Below are 16,815 nucleotides of genomic sequence, written 5' to 3' on the forward strand. Positions count from 1 at the left end.
CAACAAGGAGAGATACTCGATGAAACTCAGCAAGATGTCTGCACTGGCGGTGACAACTGCGCTGTGCGCGCCGTCGGCCTTTGCACAGGAAATGGCCAATGAACTGACGCTGGTCTCCTGGGGCGGCGCCTACCAGGCCAGCCAGAACAAGGCCTATGTGGAGCCCTACCTGGAGGCCAACCCCGAGGTCAAAATCGTCTGGGACGAAAGCTCGGCCGAAGCCGTGGCCAAGCTGCGTGCGATGAACGAAGCCGGCAACGTGACCTGGGACCTCGTCGACGCGGTGGCCTCGGACGCCATGCGCCTGTGCGACGAGGGTCTGGCGGAAGAGCTGGACCATGACGAAGTGCTGGCGCCCGCGCCCGATGGCACCCCGGCCAGCGAAGACTTCGGCGACCTGATCGTCAGCGACTGCTTCGTGCCGCAGATCGTTTACTCGACCACCTTCGGCTATCGCACCGACCTGATCGACAAGCCGGATTCGGTTTGCGCGATCTTCGACACCGAGAAGTATCCGGGCAAGCGCGCGCTGCAGAAGCGCCCGATCGACAACATGGAATGGGCCCTGTACTGCGACGGTGTCGCCAAGGACGAGATCTATGACGTCCTGAGCACCGACGAAGGCGTGAACCGCGCCCTGGCCAAGCTCGACACCATCAAGGACCAGGTGGTCTGGTGGTCGGCGGGTGCGGAAACCCCGCAGCTGCTGGCGGACGGCGAAGTTGTGATGGGCTCGACCTTCAACGGTCGCCTGTTCTCGGCGATTGCCGAGCAGAACCAGCCGATCGGCATGCTCTGGGACATGCAGTCCTTTGACCTCGACGGCTGGGTCGTACCCGCCGGTCTGCCTGCGGATCGCAAGGCGCGCGTGATGGACTTCCTGAAGTTCGCCACCGACACCCAGCGCCTGGCCGATCAGGCCGCCTACATCTCCTATGGTCCGGCCCGTGCCTCCTCGGCTCCGCTGGTCGGCAAGCATGCCGAACTGGGTATCGAAATGGCACCGCATATGCCGACCGACCCGGCCAACGCGGGTAACGTGCACACCTACGACTACGAGTGGTGGGCCGACAACCGCGATGATCTGGACGCCAAGTTCCAGGCATGGCTGGCCAAGTGATCTGATCCCGATCGGGATCCAAGTGTTCGGCGGGGGCCACCGTGACGGTGGCCCCCGCCCCAAAAAATAAAAGTCCGACGGGGAACCCCATGAGCGATACCACCCATTCCGGCCCGGTGCTGGCTGCGGACGGCACGCCGCTGAAGCGCAGTCTGGCGCGGGCGTTGCGAATGCAGAAGCTGCGGGCGCTGATGCTGATCGCGCCGCTGTTGCTGTTCATTCTTCTGACCTTCATCCTGCCGGTTGCCGACATGCTGTACCGGTCGGTGGACAACCGGATTGTCGAAAATACACTGCCGCGCACTGTCGAAGCGCTGGAGGAATGGGACGCCAGCCTGAACCAGCTGCCCGACGAGGCGGTCTATGCGGCCCTTGCCGCCGACCTCAAGGAGGCAGCGGAAGCAAAGGTGCATACGCGGGTCGGCAAGCGGCTGAACTATGAAAACCCCGGTATTTCCTCGGTGTTTCGCAAATCCGGTCGCAAGGTTCGCAAGTGGGACATGGATGCCGACGCGCCGTTCAAGGAAAAGCTGATCGACATCGACGAAGGCTGGGCAGACATCGAACTGTGGCGCACCATCAAGACCTATTCCGCGCCCCGCACGGCCGGCTATTTTCTGAATGCTGTGGACCTGAAACTCGGCGCTGATGGCGTGGAGGTTCGGCCCGAGAACGAACGCATCTACAACACGTTGCTGATCCGCACCATGCGGATGTCCCTGATCATCACCTTCAGCTGTATCCTGCTGGGCTACCCTGTGGCCTGGCTGCTGGCAAACCTGCCCACCAGCAAGGCAAACCTGCTGCTGATCCTGGTGCTGCTGCCGTTCTGGACCTCGCTGCTGGTGCGGACCTCGGCCTGGAAGATCCTGCTGCAGCAGCAGGGGGTCATCAATGACACATTGGTCTGGATCGGATTGGTGGACGACGCCAACCGGCTGGTTCTCATCAACAACGAGCTCGGCACCATCATCGCGATGACGCATATCCTGCTGCCGTTCATGATCCTGCCGATGTATTCGGTGATGCAGACCATCAACCCCTCCTACCTGCGCGCGGCGAAATCGCTGGGGGCGACCAACTGGACCGCGTTCTGGCGGGTCTATTTCCCGCAGTCGGTGCCGGGCATCGGCGCGGGGTCGATCCTCGTCTTCATTCTGGCGGTGGGCTACTACATCACGCCGGCGCTGGTTGGCGGCACCAAGGGCACCTTCATCTCCAACCTGATTGCCTATCACATCTCGACCTCGGGCAACTGGGGACTGGGCGCGGCGCTGGGCGCAATCCTGCTGGCCGTCGTTCTGATCCTCTACTGGGTCTATGACAAGATCGTCGGCATCGACAACGTGAAGCTGGGGTAACGGACATGAGCGCACTTCCTCCTTATGCAACCACCGGCCAACGGATCTGGTACTATTCCTTCCGGGTGATCTGCGGGCTGATCTTCTTCTTCCTGATCGCGCCGATCGTGGTGATCATCCCGCTCAGCTTCAATGCGCAGGACTTCTTCACCTTCACGCCGGAGATGCTGCGGCTTGATCCCGAGGGCTTCTCGCTCAAGCATTACCGGAACTTCTTCGGTGACAGTTCCTGGCAATCGGCGATGTGGAACTCCCTGAAGATCGCGCCGATGGCGACGCTGGTGTCGGTGACGTTTGGCACGCTGGCCGCCATTGGCCTCAGCCAGCCGCATGTGCCGTTCCGCCGGGCGATCATGGCGGTGCTGATCTCGCCGATGATCGTGCCTTTGATCATTTCGGCTGCGGGCATGTACTTCTTCTACAGCCGCATCGGTCTGCAGGGCACCTATCTTGGCGTGGTGCTGGCGCATGCCGCCCTGGGCATTCCCTTCGTGATCATCACCGTGACGGCGACCCTGGTTGGCTTTGACCGTTCGCTGACGCGTGCGGCGGCTAATATGGGCGCGGATCCGGTGACCACCTTCTTCCGGGTGCAGATGCCGCTGATCCTGCCGGGGGTGATCTCGGGTGGTCTGTTTGCCTTCATCACTTCGTTCGACGAGGTGGTGGTGGTGCTGTTCGTCGGCTCCGCCAGCCAGAAGACCTTGCCGTGGCAGATGTTTATTGGCCTGCGCGAGCAGATCTCGCCGACCATTCTCGCGGTGGCGACGATCCTGGTGGCGATCTCCATCGCCCTGCTGACGACGGTCGAACTGCTGCGCCGCCGTTCCGAGCGGCTGCGGGGCATGTCCCCCAGCTGAGGCTGGGCTTCGGCTGAAAACAACAAGGCCCCGCTGCATGCGGGGCCTTTTTTTGTTTGCGGTTGTTTTCCTGCGCCGTCGGGCGTGTGGTCGAGCCTCGCGTTCAGCGCAGCCGTTGCAGCAGTCGCAACGAAGCATAGCCGTCCGGCGTCAAGCCATTGGCCACCTGGTAGGCGCGCACGGCGCTGATGGTCTTGGGGCCGATCTTTCCGTCGATGCCGTCAGTGTCGAACCCGGCACGGGTCAGCCGCTGCTGCATTTCCTCGCGTTCGCCAAGGGTCAAGGCCCGGTCGCCCCGCGGCCAGCCGCCCTGCAGCGCATCGCCGCCGCGGAGCCGGTCGGCCAGATGGCCCACCCCGATGACATAGGCATCGGCGGAGTTGTAGCGCTCCAAGACTGCGAAGTTGCCAAAGATCATGAATGCCGCGCCCTTGCTGCCCGCAGGCAGCAGGATCGACGCGGGCCCATGGTCGGCCACCGGGCGACCATCCATGGCGCGGATCCCCAGCGCCGCCCATTCCGCAGCGGTGCGTTTGATCTTGCGATCCGCCAGCCGATAGTCGAACCCGTCGGGCAATATCACCTCGACGCCCCAGGGCTGGCCTTTGACCCAGCCGAATTTCTTCAGGTAGGCGGCGGTTGAGGCCAAGGCATCGGCCGGGTTGTCCGACCAGATGTCGCGCTTGCCGTCGCCGGTGAAATCCACCGCATACTCGAGATAGGAGGTCGGCATGAACTGGGTGTGGCCCATGGCGCCGGCCCAGCTGCCCGTCATCCGCCGTGCTTCGACGTCACCGGCCTGCAGGATCTTCAGGGCCGCAATCAGCTGGCCCTCGAAAAAGGTCGCACGGCGCCCCTCGTAGGCCAGCGTCGCGAGGGAGCGGATCACGTCGTCCTTGCCGCGAAAGCTGCCATAGCTGCTTTCCAGCCCCCAGATCGCCACAACGATCTCCTTTTCGACGCCGTACCGGGCCTCGATCTGGTCCAGCCGGGCCTGTTGTGCCTGCAGGGCGGCCTTGCCGTTCCGTATCCGCAGGTCAGATACCGCGCTGTCGAGGTAATCCCAGATCGTCTTGGTGAATTCGGACTGGTTGCGGTCCCGGCGGATCACCTCGGGGTCCAGGCGCACACCGGCAAAGGCGGCATCCAGCACCCCGGCGCTGATCCCCTGGGCCATGGCCCGTGCGCGGAACTCTCGGATCCAGTTCTGGAAACCGACCTCGGTGGTGGGATCTTCCGCCTGATCCGACGCTTGTGCCTGCGGTCGCGCCGCCGGGCGCAGCGCCGCGGCGAGCTGCGCGGAATCCGTTGCGACGGCCCGTTTCAGTGCCTCTGGTCGTTGCGCGGGCCTCAGCGAAGTGTCCGGAGCGGCCTGCGCCACCGCTGCGCCGCCTGCGATCAGCGACGCCATCACCCAACTGCGCATCTTGCACCTCATTCTTGACTGCTCGGATCCAGTGTATCGCTGCAGCAGGGCGGGTAAAGAGCGCATCCGTCGGATGTGCGGACTGCCGCCTGTGCCGCGTCCGGACGACCTGTTTCGCGTGCAGGATGGGGTGGCGGCGCCTATTTGCGCCGCTTGCGTTCCACCTTGCGCTTGACCTTGGCGGCCTTCAGCTTGGATTTGGCGGCCTTGCGTTTCACGGTCCGGCCAGCCGGGCTGCGACGGCCGCCCTTGCGGGACCCGCCTCCACCACCCGGAAGCTTCTGATCCTCGATCGACAGCAGTTCCAGCTCCAACCCGCCGGTGACGGGGGCCGCCTGCACAAGGCGGACCGTGACCCGCTGGCCGATGCCCAGCTGCATCCCGGTCTCGCTGCCGGTCAGGGTTGCGGCCTCGGCATCGAAGTGGAAGAACTCCCGCCCGATGGAGCGCACCGGCACCAGTCCGTCGGCACCGGTTTCGTCCATCTTCACAAAGGCGCCAAAGCGCGCGATGCCGCTGATGCGGCCGGTGAATTCGCTGCCGACGCGTTCGCTCAGATAGGCGGCGAGATAGCGGTCGGTGGTGTCGCGCTCGGCGATCATTGAGCGCCGCTCGGTGTCGGAAATATGGGTGGCGGTCTGCTCCAGCCGCTCGATTTCGTCGGCGGTCAGCCCGTCATCGCCCCAGCCATGCGCCGAGATCAGCGAGCGGTGCACGATCAGGTCGGCATAGCGTCGGATCGGCGAGGTGAAATGCGCGTAGTTGCGCAAGGCCAGGCCGAAATGGCCAAAGTTTTCAGGGTTGTAATAGGCCTGCTGCATCGAGCGCAGGGTGGAGATGTTGACCAGTTCCGCGTCATCGGTGCCGGCGGCCTGGTTCAGCAGCGCGTTCAGGTGCCGGGTTTGCAGAACCTGCCCCTTGGCCAGGTTCAGACCCGCGGCACGGGCGGTTTCCCGCAACGCCTCGAGTTTTTCCTGGGTCGGCTCCTCATGCACGCGGAACAGCAGCGGCGAGCGCTTCTTGATCAGGGTTTCAGCTGCGGCGACATTGGCCAGCACCATGAATTCTTCGATCAGCTTGTGCGCGTCCAGCCGGTCGCGGAACGCAACCGAGACCACGGAGCCGTCGTCGTCCAGCACGATCTTGCGCTCGGGCAGATCCAGGTTCAGCGGCTCGCGCGCGGCGCGGGCGCGGGTCAGCGCCTCGTAGGCGGCGTACAGCGGGCGGATCACGTCGTCGAGGAAGGGCGCGGTCTTGTCATTTGCGTCGCCATCCATCGCCGCCTGCACCTCGGCGTAGTGCAGCGAGGCGGCGGAGCGCATCAGCCCGCGCACGAAGCGATGGCCGATCTTGTTGCCATCCGCGTCGATCTGCATGCGTACGGCAATACAGGGGCGCGGCACGCCTTCGTGCAGGGAGCACAGATCACCGGACAGCCGATCCGGCAGCATCGGCACCACCCGGTCGGGGAAATAGCTGGAGTTGCCGCGCTTGCGCGCCTCGCGGTCGAGCGCCGAGCCGGGGCGCACGTAGGCGGCAACATCGGCAATCGCCACCCAGATGACATGGCCGCCGGGGTTCTTCGGGTCGTCATCGGCATGGGCATAGCAGGCGTCGTCATGGTCACGTGCGTCCGCCGGGTCGATGGTGACCAGGGGCAGGTCGCGCAAATCCTCGCGCCCCTTCAGGCCCATCGGCTTGGCGGCGTCGGCCTCGGCCATCACCTTGTCGGGGAACTGGTCCGGGATGCCGTGCTGGTGAATGGCGATCAAGGACACCGCCCGCGGCGCGGAGGGGTCGCCCAGGCGTTCGACGATGCGGGCGCGCGGCAGGCCCATGCGGCCCTTGGGGCCGGCCTGTTCGGCCTCCACCAGTTCCCCGTCGCGGGCGCCGTTTGCGGCATCAGAGGCCACCATCCATTCGTTCGAGGCGGCCTTGTCGATCGGCACGATGCGCCCGCCTTCGGAGCCTTCGCGGTAGATGCCCAGCACCCGTTTGGGGTTGCTGCCGATGCGGCGGATCAGGCGGGCCTGGTAGTCGTGGTCCTCGCCCTGCATCTTTTGAAGCTTGACCAGCAGCTTGTCGCCCTCGCCCAGGGCCGGATCGGAGGCGCGGGGCAGGACCAGGATACGGGGCTCCTCGCCCTCGCCATGCCATTCCAGCGCGCGGGCGTAGAGATCGCCGTCTTCATCCGGGGCCTTCACCTGCACCACGGTGACCGGCGGCAGCTGTTCCGGGTCGCGGTAGGTCTTCTTGCGCTTTTGCAGGTGACCTTCGGCCTCCAGCTCCTTCAGGATCCGCTTGAGGTCGATCCGGGCAGCCCCCTTGATACCAAAGGCCTTGGCAATGTCGCGCTTGGAGGTGTGGGTCGGGTTGGCGGAGATCCAGTCGAGGATCTCGGCCTTGGTCGGTATACGGCTCATGCTTTCCGCCCTAGCACGGCGAAGGCGCGGCGTCATGGTGAAAAGATGCAGACGGCTGTCGCGGCAGGTCGGCGACCGTGTCGACATCGCGCAGTGTGTCCACCAGAGCGATGCGCCATCCCGGCAGGGTGGCCAGGGTGTCGGTCAGCGCGTGTTCGCTGGACCAGCGCACGTCGGAAAACAGCCCCTGCGGCAGGCGGGCGGGATGTTTCGCCCCGACCAGCCAATAGCCGCCGTCCGCCGCCGGGCCGAAGACCGCGTCATGGCTGCCGAGGGTGGTAAAGGCACGGGCGATATGTGTGGGGCGGATGCCGGGAATGTCGGCGCCGATCAGGCAGACGGGGCCGTTGCCGACGGATCTGAGCATCCGTTTCATACGTGCGCCCAGATCGCCGTTGCCCTGCGGCAGTCGGGGCAGATCGGCGGGCCAGACGCGGGAGGCAACCGCCCGATCCGGTGCCACGGCCAGCAGCGTCTGCCAGCGCGGATCGCGAAGGGTGCGGAGCAGCCGGGCGGATTGATGGCGAAACCACCAGGTGGCCGGAATCGCGCCGATGTCGCGGCCCAGCCGGGTCTTGACCCGACCGGGGCGCGGTTCCTTGACCATGACGATCAGGGTGCGTTTCACGTGAAATTCCGCACCATGTCCCGGTGGTCGATGCCGGCGTCATCGTAAACCGGGCCAAAGGCCTCAAAGCCCAGCTTCTCGTAAAAGCCGATCGCATGCAGCTGCGCGCCGAGCTTGGCACGCTTGATGCCGGGGCGTTGGCGCGCGATCGACACGGCGGTCTCAATCAGCTGCGCCCCCAGCCCGGTGCCGCGCTGCGATTGCAACACGCAGACCCGGCCGATCTTTGCGGTGTCCTCGCCAAACACGATGCGCGCGGTGCCGACCGGGGCGCCGTCGCGAACGGCCAGCAGATGCGTGGCCGTGGCATCCAGCGCATCGCGTTCTTCCTCTTCGGGCACGCCCTGTTCATCGACGAATACCTGAAACCGCAGGGCGAGACAGGCGTCGAGGTCGTCGGTGATCGAGATCGCGAGGCTCATGCGAAGAAATCCCGCAGGATACGGGTATAGATCGACTTCAGCTGGTGGATCTGCGCCACCTCGACCCGCTCGTCGACCTGGTGCATGGTCTTGCCGACGAGGCCGAATTCCACCACCGGGCAGTGGTTCTTGACGAAACGCGCGTCCGAGGTGCCGCCGGTGGTCGACAGCTCCGGCTTGCGGCCGGTCTCGGCCTCCACCGCGGCAGAGACCAGATCCGACAGCGCGCCGGGCGGGGTGATGAAGCTTTCGCCGGAGATCTGGATCTTCAGTCCGATCTCGACCCCGAACTCGGCGGCGACCTTGTCGGCTTCGGCCTGCAGCCAGTCCGTCAGGCTGGCACCCGAGTGGGAATCGTTGAAGCGGATGTTCACCGTGGATTTCGTCTGCGCCGGGATCACGTTGGTGGCCGGGTTGCCGGTGTCGATGGTGACCACGGCCAGGGTCGAGGCGTCGAAATGCTCGGTGCCCTGGTCGAGTTCGTGGCTCGCCAGCCGGTCCATCAGCCGCGCCATCGCGTTCAGCGGGTTGTTGGCGCGGTGCGGATAGGCCGAATGCCCCTGCACCCCGGTTACGGTGAACCAGGCGGTGAGCGAACCGCGGCGACCGATCTTGATCATCTCGCCCATCTCGTTGGGGCAGGTGGGCTCTCCCACCAGGCAGACGGTCATCTGTTCGCCGGTCTGGTTCATATGGTCCAGCAGCGCCGTGGTGCCATCCACCGCATCGCCTTCCTCGTCGCCGGTGATGGTCAGGATGATGGCCCCGTCCGGCGGCGTGTCCTTGACGAAATCGATGGCGGCTGCGGCAAAGGCGGCTACGCCGGATTTCATGTCGGTGGCCCCGCGGCCATACATGTAGCCGTCTTTCTCCTCGGCACCGAACGGCGGCATGGTCCAGGCGGCTTCATCGCCGAGGGGCACGACGTCGGTATGGCCGTTGAAGCCGAAGGTGCGGGCGTGGCCCTTGGCCCCCCAGCGCGCAAACAGATTGCTGACATCGCCGCGGTCGACCCGTTGGCAGTCAAAGCCGGCAGCGCTCAGCAGTTGCTCCAGCAGCACCAGCGCACCGCCTTCCTCCGGGGTGACGGATGGGCAGCGGATCAGGTCAGCGGTCAGGCGGGCGGGGTCGGTCTGCGGCATTGCGGGCTCCTGGATGTCGTCTTGGCCAAGGCCTAGCGTGGATTGCGGCAAGGCGCAATTCACAGGCGTGGCAGGACCGCCGTGGCGCAAATGCCAGCGTCGCCGCGGCTGCGCCTCAATCACGCTTGCGTGAAAAAGGGGAAGCGCCTAAGGACTGGTACCCAGTTGCCGTCACCCGGCCCAACACGAGTATTTCCGTGCTGTACGTCCGCCTGACCTTCGCCGCCCTGTTCCTGTTCTGGGCGCAGCTGCTGTCTGCCCAAGTTCTGACGGTACAGACCGTCACCCGTCCGCCGTTCTCTATGGTCGAGGAGGGGCGGGATACCGGGTTCTCGATCGAGCTGTTGCGGCTGCTGTCCGAGCGGCTTGGCTGGGAGTACCAGATCGAGCGCAGCGAGAGTTTCGCGGACATGCTGCAGAGCGTGCGCGAGCGGCAGGCGGATCTGGCGGTGGCCAATATCTCCATCACCGCGGCGCGCGAGGTGGAGATGGATTTCAGCCATCCGATCTTTGAAAGTGGCCTGCAGATCATGGTGCAGGCGGATGAGATCCGGCAACCGTCGCTGCTGCGGGCGCTTTTCTCCTGGGACTTGGCGGCGGCAATCGGCATCGCCTTCCTGCTGCTGTTCACCGGCGGGATGTTCATGTGGATGTTCGAGCGTCGCGCCCAACCCTATTTCGACCGGCCTTTGAAAGAGGCCTGGTTTCCCTCGTTCTGGTGGGCGCTGAACCTGGTGGTCAACGGCGGTTTCGAGGAGCGCGTGCCGCGCACGCCGGTGGGGCGCATGTTCGGCGTGGTGCTGGTGGTGTCCTCGCTGTTCATCGTCTCGGTCTTCGTGGCCAAGATCACCGCGGTGATGACGGTGGAGGCGATCAGCGGCTCGGTGAACTCGGTGAACGATCTGTATGGCAAGCCGGTCGGCACCATCGAAGGGTCCACCGCGGCCGGTTTCCTGGACCGTCGCGAGATCGACTATGCCGCCTATCCGGGGCTGGATGCGATGCTGGAAGGCTTCGAGGAGGGGGAGGTCAAGGCGGTGGTCTTTGATGCGCCGGTGCTGAACTACTACGCCCAGAAGGGCGGTCACCGCTATGGCCATACGATCGGCCAGCCGTTCCTGAGGGAGAACTACGGTCTGGTGTTCCCGTCAGGATCGCCGCTGGTCGAGGACGTCAACCAGGCGCTGCTGGCCGTGCAGGAAGACGGCAGTTATGACGCACTGTACCGCGAGTGGTTCGGCAGTCGCGACTGAAGCGTGTTGGGTCCGGCTGCACCCCAGCGGGTCGGGCTTCAGTGAAACACCGGCTCCTCGCCGTCGAAGAACGGGGTCATCTGGGCGACGATCACGGCGTTTTCGTCCAATGCGCGCTGCATCAGCTGGCGCTCTTCGTCGCCGATTTCATGTCCTTCGGCTTCGCGCTCGGCCAGGGTGCCGTAGCCTGTCACATCCAGCGGCGCGGTATCGGCCTGTTTCAGGATGGCCACCGTTTCCCGCACGGCCTCGGCCTCGTCCACGCCGGAGGCATAGATCATCAGCGCCGCACCGGTGGCGCCGTCAGGCAGCCCGTCTCCGTCCTTGCGACCGATCTGGACAAGCAGGGTGTAGACTTGCTGGCGGGAGGGTTTCTTCTTTTCCATGGCGCCGCCATAGCGCCGGGGGTGTGGGGGGTCAATCCTGTTCAGCGATCACGGGCTTGCGGTCGTTGCGGTCCGGGCATTATGTCTAGGCATAAACCCGGTGCCAAAGGATCCTTCCATGCGCTTTTCTGCTGACACTGCCCGGCCTGTCGCCTGGAAAAACGGCGGCGGGGTGACGCGCGAGCTGGCGCTGCACGAGGACGGCGGAAAGATGGTCTGGCGGCTGAGCCTGGCGGACATCGCACAGAGCGGTCCGTTTTCGCCCTTTCCCGGCCTGTCGCGCATTCACACGGTGGTGGCGGGGGCCGGGCACCGGCTGACAGGCGATGGCGTGAGCCTCGCGGCGCAGCCGATGCAGCCCTTGGCGTTTGACGGCGGCCTTGCGCTGGATTGCCAGCTGCGCGACGGGCCCTGCCGGGCGTTCAACGTGATTTACGATCCGCAGGCCACCCGCGCGCAGGCCAGCGTGCTGCGCGGCGGCAATTGGGCCGGCGAGTCCGGGCCGCGGGCGCTGTTTGTGGCGGCGGGCAGCCTGGTCCTTGACGGGATCGGCGGATTTGCCTGCGGTGAAGGGCTGGTACTGGACAGCGCCGCCCGCGGTCGGGTTTCCGCAGACGGCGCCGTGATCTTGGTGCGTTTTTTCCCAGTTAGAGACTGATTACAGGCTCTCCATCAGCGCCTTGATGGCCGATTTGTAGCCGGAAACGATCTGGTCGCGGTGGATGTGGCGGCCGTGCTGCACCATGTGGCGGCCGCCGCTCCAGACGTCGGTGACGGTGTCGTCGCCCGCGGCAAAACACAGCCCGTCCAGCAGCTGTTCCGGTGCCAGCGCGCAGAGCGCCGGGGTCTCGCTGTCGATGGCCACCAGGTCTGCCAGCGCGCCGGTCTCGATCCGGCCGGCATCGCGCCCCAGTGCCTGCGCGCCGCCGTGGGCTGCGCCCAAGTAAAGGGTCTCGCCGACCGACCCTTCGCCAGGCACCAGCACGTTGCGGGCGAGGTCGCGCAGTCGCTGGGAATATTCCAGCGTGCGCAGCTCCTCGACCAGCGAAATCCGCACGTTAGAGTCTGAACCGACCCCGAAGGCCCCCCCGTTCTGAAGGTATTCCACGCCGTTGAAAGGCCCGTCGCCCAGGTTGGCCTCGGTGATCGGGCAGAGACCCGCGACGGCACCGGATTTCGCCATGCGGGCGGTTTCCGACGCGGTCATGTGGGTCGCGTGGATCAGGCACCAGCGGCCATCCACCGGGGCGTTGTCGAGCAGCCAGTCGACCGGGCGCGCGCCCAGCCAGGCGGAGATGTCGGCAACTTCCTTGGGCTGTTCGGAGATATGGATGTGGACCGGCTGCCCGTGCTGGATCTGCAGCACTTCGGCCAGATCCTCGGGGCAGGTGGCGCGCAACGAATGCGGTGCGATACCGACCTTGGCGTCCTGCGGCAGATCGCGGGCGGCGAGGTCGCGGGCGCGTGTGACCAGCTGTGCAAACTCTTCTACCGAATTGCCAAAGCGTTGCTGGCCACCGTTCAGCGCCTGCTTTCCGGCGCCGCCATAGGTGTAGAGCACCGGCAGATGGGTCAGGCCGATGCCGGTCTGGCTGGCGGCGGCAAACACCCGCTCGCTCAGCTCGCTGAGCGAGTCGAAATGCGCGCCGCCCGGCTGGTGGTGGACATAGTGGAACTCGCCAACAGAGGCATAGCCGGCCTCCTGCATCTCCATGAAGACCAGCGCGGCGATGGCTTCGTATTGCTCCGGGGTGATGTGGTCCATGAACCGGTACATCAGCTCGCGCCAGGTCCAGAAACTGTCCTTGCCCGCGGCGCGGACCTCGGTCATGCCGGCCATGGCACGCTGGAAACTGTGCGAATGCAGATTGCCCAGTGACGGCAGCAGGACATCGGTGCGGGTGTCGCCCTCCTGCGGCGGCACGCCGGTGGTCAGGGCACTGATTCGACCATCCGCAACCGTCAGGCGGAGATCCTCTGCCCACCCCTGGGGCAGGCGGGCGCGTCGGGCATGAATTGTCTGCATTTGACCCTCTTATGTCTAGGTATAATATCTTTAACGGCAGGTTTAACCTGCGGCAAGGGTCTTGCTGTCGGGCGGTGCGCCACAAAGAAAAACGCGCCCGGCTGGCGGGCGCGTTGCGATGATTTCCGAGAATAGCGCGGATCAGTCGCGCAGCAGCTCGTTGATGCCGGTCTTGGAGCGGGTCTTTTCGTCCACGCGTTTCACGATCACCGCGCAGTAGAGATTCACGTTGTTCTTGGACGGCATCGAGCCGGCCACCACGACCGAGTAGGGCGGCACTTCGCCGTACATCACTTCGCCGGTCTCGCGGTCGACGATCTTGGTCGACTTGCCGATGAAGACGCCCATGCCGAGAACCGAGCCCTCGCGCACGATGCAGCCTTCGACCACCTCGGAGCGCGCACCGATGAAGCAGTTGTCCTCGATGATGGTGGGGCCGGCCTGCATCGGTTCCAGCACGCCGCCGATGCCGACGCCGCCGGACAGGTGCACGTTCTTGCCGATCTGCGCGCAGGAGCCGACGGTGGCCCAGGTGTCGACCATGGTGCCTTCATCGACATAGGCGCCGAGGTTCACGAAAGAGGGCATCAGCACCACGCCGGGCGCGATGTAGGCGGATTTGCGCACCACGCAGTTGGGCACCGCGCGGAAGCCTGCGTCCTTCCACTGGCTGTCGCCCCAGCCTGCGAACTTGCTGTCGACCTTGTCCCACCAGCCAGAGCCCTGCGGGCCGCCGGACTGCAGTTCCATGTCCTTGATGCGGAAGCCCAGCAGCACCGCCTTCTTGGCCCACTGGTTCACATGCCAGTCGCCGTTGTCCAGCTTTTCGGCCACGCGCAGTTTGCCTGAATCCAGTGCATTCAGGGTGTCTTCGATGGCGTCGCGCTGTTCACCGGTGGTGGCGGGGGTGATGGTGTCGCGCGCCTCCCAGGCGGCTTCGATTGCTGCTTCCAGCTGGGCGTTGGACATGGGGTCGTTCCTCCGGCGTCGGTTAGATTCGGGGTTACATAGCTGCAATCCGCCGTCAGGTCATGCCCGTATTGCGTCCAAAATGCCGCGCCTGACGGCGTTTTGACGATCTCTGGCCGATCAACGCACCCGGCGCAGATGGCGTCTGAGGATGTCACAGGCGGCGGCGGCGTCGCGGCGGTGCAAGGCCTGCACGATCGCGGCATGGTCGCTGTCCACCCGCCGGGTCCACTGGTGCCGCCAATTGGCAAACAGGTGACGGGCCGAGGCGATGTGCAGGTCGTCAATGGCCGCCAGCAGGCGCGGCATCTCGCAGGGGGCCAGAATCACCTTGTGGAAGGCGCGGTTCAACCGCTCCCAGCTGGCCATGTCCTCCGCCGCGTCGCAGGCGATCCGGGCGGCTTCGGCGGCCTCGATGTCAGCGTCGGTCAAGCGGGCGAAGCCGTGGGACAGGGCGAGGATTTCCAGGGATACCCGCATCTCGATCACTTCGCGGATTTCAGAGGGGTCGAGGGCGCTGACCCGGGTGCCGCGGCGCGGTTCGGAACGGGCCAGCCCGTGCGCCTCGAGCCGCAGAAGGGCTTCGCGGACGGGGACGTGGCTGGCGTCGAATTCGCGGGCGATGTGCTCCTGTCGCAGCTTCTCACCGGCGGCCAGGTGGCCGGTGATGATGCGCTCGCTGAGCGCATTGTAGATCGTATCGGCAATGGTTGCGGACATGCCCTTGGCGATACAACTGCCGGTGTGATGCTGCAAGAGTTATCCCCGGCAGGCTCAGCTCAGAGGGTCAGGCGCGATATTGCCGCCGCAGATCAGCACCGCCACACGCTCCCCCGGCGCGGGTTGGTAGGCGCCGCAGGTCAGCGCCGCCAGCGCGGTCGCGCCCGCCGGTTCCACCAGTATGCGCCGTTCGCGCCACAGGGCCGTCTGGGCCGCCGTGATCGCCTCGTCGGGCACGGTCACGGATGTGACGTCCTGTGCAAGGGCAAGCCCGAGGCAGATGTCGCCGATCCGTCGCGCTCCTAGCGCGTTGGCGGCCACGCCGGACACCTCGACATCGACTGCGGCGCCTGCCGCCAGCGCCTGGTGCAGGGCAGAGGAGGTTTTCGGTTCCACCGCGACGATCTTCTTGCGGCCCTGGAACCAGGCCAGCGCGCCACCGATCAACCCGCCGCCGCCGACGGCAACGAGCAGCGTGTCGGCCGCCAATCCCTGGCTTTGCCATTCGGCAAAGCAGGTGCCCTGTCCCGCGACCGTGGGGGCGGCGTCATAGGCATGAACCTGCATGGCACCGGTTTCCTGCTCGTAGGCCTGGGCCAGTTCGAGCGCATTGGCATAGGCGCCGGGGACAACCTGCAGATCAGCACCGGTTCGTTCGATCAGGGCGATCTTGGAGGGACCGGCCATTTCCGGCACGTAGATGCGCGCCCTGTGCCCCAGCTGGTGGGCGGCATGCGCAACTGCGGCGCCATGGTTGCCACCCGAGGCCGCAACCAGCCCGGCGTCGGGCACAGGCTGGCTGAGCAGCGTGTTGAAGGCACCACGGGCCTTGAAACTGCCGGTGTGCTGCAGGTGTTCCAGCTTCAGCTCCACCGGGTAGGTCAGGCCGAAACCCTGCGTCTCAATCACCGGGGTTTGCTGCACATGCGGGCGGATCCGCGTTGCCGCGGCCGTGATCTGTGCCTGCCAGTCCATCTGCGCTCCTGCAAAAATCGTTTGTGACGCGCAAGCTTAGCGCGGTGACGGTGGGGCGCAAGCCTGTCGCCTTTCCTGCATTCTTGATTGGCGTATGGCGGCAAGGAAGGCTACAAGGGAAGTCCTGATATTGTTGTTTGGATTGACCATGACCGAAGATCGCCACAGCCGTTTCCGCGATGCCCATTCCGATCGCAGCCGGGCCGAGCACGTGCCCGCCACGCCGCAGACGCAGGCGTCGGCCTACCGGCTGGCCTTTGCGGACGAGGAATTCCTGTGCCGTGAAGAGCTGCGCCCGGTGCGCTTGCAGCTGGAGCTGTTGAAGCCCGAGGTGCTGCTGAACGAACATGGCATCAACAGCACCATCGTGATGTTTGGGGGCGCGCGCATCCCCGATCCGAAGCACAAGGATCAGGCCCGGACCCAGACGCTGGCGGACCTGTCGCATTTTTACGACGAAGCGCGTGAATTCGCGCGGCTGATGACGGAGAAGTCCAAGCAAAGTGGTGGCCGCGAGAATGTCGTGGTGACCGGCGGTGGTCCGGGCGTGATGGAGGCAGGCAACCGTGGTGCGCATGATGCCGGTGGTCGTTCGATCGGCCTGTCGATCGTCCTGCCGCATGAGCAGGCACCCAACGGCTATGTGACGCCGGATCTCAGCTTCAATTTCCACTATTTCGCCATTCGCAAGATGCATTTCCTGATGCGCGCCCGCGCGATCACGGTGTTTCCGGGCGGCTTTGGCACGTTGGATGAGCTGTTCGAGAGCCTGACCCTGATCCAGACTGGCCGTATGGAGCGTGTGCCGTTCCTCCTATTCGGCAAGGCGTTCTGGGAGAAGATTATCAACTGGGATGCCCTGGCTGATGCGGGCACGATTTCGGATCAGGATCTGGACCTGTTCCGTTTTGTCGATACGGCCAAGGAAGCCGTCGACATCATCGACAACTGGGATCCGGCACCGCCGCGCGACAGCATCCCCGGTCGGGAAGGTTAAGCGGCCTGCCCATGGTGCAAATTGCGCCTCTTAGCGCGGGGCAAGATGTTTTGGAGTCTTGCCCGGCGCTGCCTTGTGCCGCATCCTAGTCATCCAACATAACGATA

At 65.2% G+C, this 16,815-nt stretch carries 15 protein-coding genes and 1 pseudogene; 6 read left to right on the forward strand and 10 right to left on the reverse strand.

Annotated features, from left to right (window positions below; genetic code table 11):
• The first annotated feature begins 19 nt into the window (after nt 1-19).
• From ACZ52D_RS08345 to ACZ52D_RS08355, 3 genes and pseudogenes are all read left to right on the forward strand, one after another.
• The gene (locus ACZ52D_RS08345; protein ID WP_222454296.1) at nt 20-1,120 is read left to right on the forward strand and encodes an extracellular solute-binding protein; all 1,101 of its coding nucleotides are present in this window, start codon (nt 20-22) and stop codon (nt 1,118-1,120) included.
• An 89-nt stretch (nt 1,121-1,209) separates the two neighbouring features.
• Complete coding sequence (locus tag ACZ52D_RS08350; protein ID WP_222454295.1) at nt 1,210-2,481, forward strand: ABC transporter permease; 1,272 nt, start codon at nt 1,210-1,212, stop codon at nt 2,479-2,481.
• A 14-nt stretch (nt 2,482-2,495) separates the two neighbouring features.
• Nucleotides 2,496-3,341, forward strand: a pseudogene (locus ACZ52D_RS08355) (ABC transporter permease); the annotation flags it as partial.
• A 103-nt stretch (nt 3,342-3,444) separates the two neighbouring features.
• Here the strand turns inward: ACZ52D_RS08355 and ACZ52D_RS08360 are convergent.
• From ACZ52D_RS08360 to dapE, 5 genes are all read right to left on the reverse strand, one after another.
• Nucleotides 3,445-4,767, reverse strand: coding sequence for a lytic murein transglycosylase (locus tag ACZ52D_RS08360; protein WP_464441018.1), 1,323 nt, complete (start codon nt 4,765-4,767; stop codon nt 3,445-3,447).
• 140 nt (nt 4,768-4,907) lie between these two features.
• Nucleotides 4,908-7,190 carry a ribonuclease R gene (gene rnr, locus ACZ52D_RS08365; RefSeq protein ID WP_464441019.1) on the reverse strand — a complete coding sequence of 761 codons (2,283 nt, stop codon included), beginning with the start codon at nt 7,188-7,190 and terminating at the stop codon, nt 4,908-4,910.
• Between the two features lie 10 nt (nt 7,191-7,200).
• Entirely contained in the window at nt 7,201-7,818 is a 618-nt protein-coding gene (locus ACZ52D_RS08370; protein WP_464441020.1) for a TIGR04282 family arsenosugar biosynthesis glycosyltransferase, read from the reverse strand.
• On the reverse strand, nt 7,815-8,240 hold the full coding sequence (locus tag ACZ52D_RS08375) for a GNAT family N-acetyltransferase (protein ID WP_222454290.1): 426 nt from the start codon (nt 8,238-8,240) through the stop codon (nt 7,815-7,817). Before ACZ52D_RS08375 ends, ACZ52D_RS08370 begins: the two co-directional genes overlap by 4 nt.
• A complete protein-coding gene (dapE, locus tag ACZ52D_RS08380; RefSeq protein WP_464441021.1) occupies nt 8,237-9,382 on the reverse strand; it encodes a succinyl-diaminopimelate desuccinylase in 1,146 nt (381 codons plus the stop codon). Before dapE ends, ACZ52D_RS08375 begins: the two co-directional genes overlap by 4 nt.
• Before the next feature lie 197 nt (nt 9,383-9,579).
• Here dapE and ACZ52D_RS08385 point away from each other — a divergent pair, with 197 nt between their 5' ends.
• Nucleotides 9,580-10,635: a transporter substrate-binding domain-containing protein gene (locus ACZ52D_RS08385; protein WP_222454288.1), complete on the forward strand. Its 1,056-nt coding sequence runs from the start codon at nt 9,580-9,582 to the stop codon at nt 10,633-10,635.
• Between the two features lie 38 nt (nt 10,636-10,673).
• Here the strand turns inward: ACZ52D_RS08385 and ACZ52D_RS08390 are convergent, their stop codons facing one another.
• A complete protein-coding gene (locus tag ACZ52D_RS08390) occupies nt 10,674-11,021 on the reverse strand; it encodes a hypothetical protein (RefSeq protein WP_464441022.1) in 348 nt (115 codons plus the stop codon).
• A 118-nt stretch (nt 11,022-11,139) separates the two neighbouring features.
• On the opposite strand from ACZ52D_RS08390, the gene ACZ52D_RS08395 reads away from it, so the two are divergent.
• Nucleotides 11,140-11,679 carry a HutD/Ves family protein gene (locus ACZ52D_RS08395; protein ID WP_464441023.1) on the forward strand — a complete coding sequence of 180 codons (540 nt, stop codon included), beginning with the start codon at nt 11,140-11,142 and terminating at the stop codon, nt 11,677-11,679.
• Here the strand turns inward: ACZ52D_RS08395 and ACZ52D_RS08400 are convergent, their stop codons facing one another.
• From ACZ52D_RS08400 to ACZ52D_RS08415, 4 genes are all read right to left on the reverse strand, one after another.
• Nucleotides 11,680-13,047, reverse strand: a complete 1,368-nt coding sequence (locus ACZ52D_RS08400; RefSeq protein WP_464441024.1) for a formimidoylglutamate deiminase — start codon at nt 13,045-13,047, stop codon at nt 11,680-11,682.
• A gap of 141 nt (nt 13,048-13,188) precedes the next feature.
• The gene (gene dapD, locus ACZ52D_RS08405; RefSeq protein ID WP_417474592.1) at nt 13,189-14,016 is read right to left on the reverse strand and encodes a 2,3,4,5-tetrahydropyridine-2,6-dicarboxylate N-succinyltransferase; all 828 of its coding nucleotides are present in this window, start codon (nt 14,014-14,016) and stop codon (nt 13,189-13,191) included.
• A gap of 120 nt (nt 14,017-14,136) precedes the next feature.
• The gene (locus ACZ52D_RS08410) at nt 14,137-14,736 is read right to left on the reverse strand and encodes a GntR family transcriptional regulator (protein ID WP_464441025.1); all 600 of its coding nucleotides are present in this window, start codon (nt 14,734-14,736) and stop codon (nt 14,137-14,139) included.
• A 54-nt stretch (nt 14,737-14,790) separates the two neighbouring features.
• A complete protein-coding gene (locus ACZ52D_RS08415) occupies nt 14,791-15,711 on the reverse strand; it encodes a threonine/serine dehydratase (RefSeq protein WP_464441026.1) in 921 nt (306 codons plus the stop codon).
• Nucleotides 15,712-15,859: 148 nt separating this feature from the next.
• On the opposite strand from ACZ52D_RS08415, the gene ACZ52D_RS08420 reads away from it, so the two are divergent.
• Complete coding sequence (locus ACZ52D_RS08420) at nt 15,860-16,708, forward strand: LOG family protein (RefSeq protein ID WP_369929615.1); 849 nt, start codon at nt 15,860-15,862, stop codon at nt 16,706-16,708.
• The last annotated feature ends 107 nt before the right edge of the window (nt 16,709-16,815 follow it).

Source organism: Leisingera sp. S2M4 (assembly GCF_055398055.1).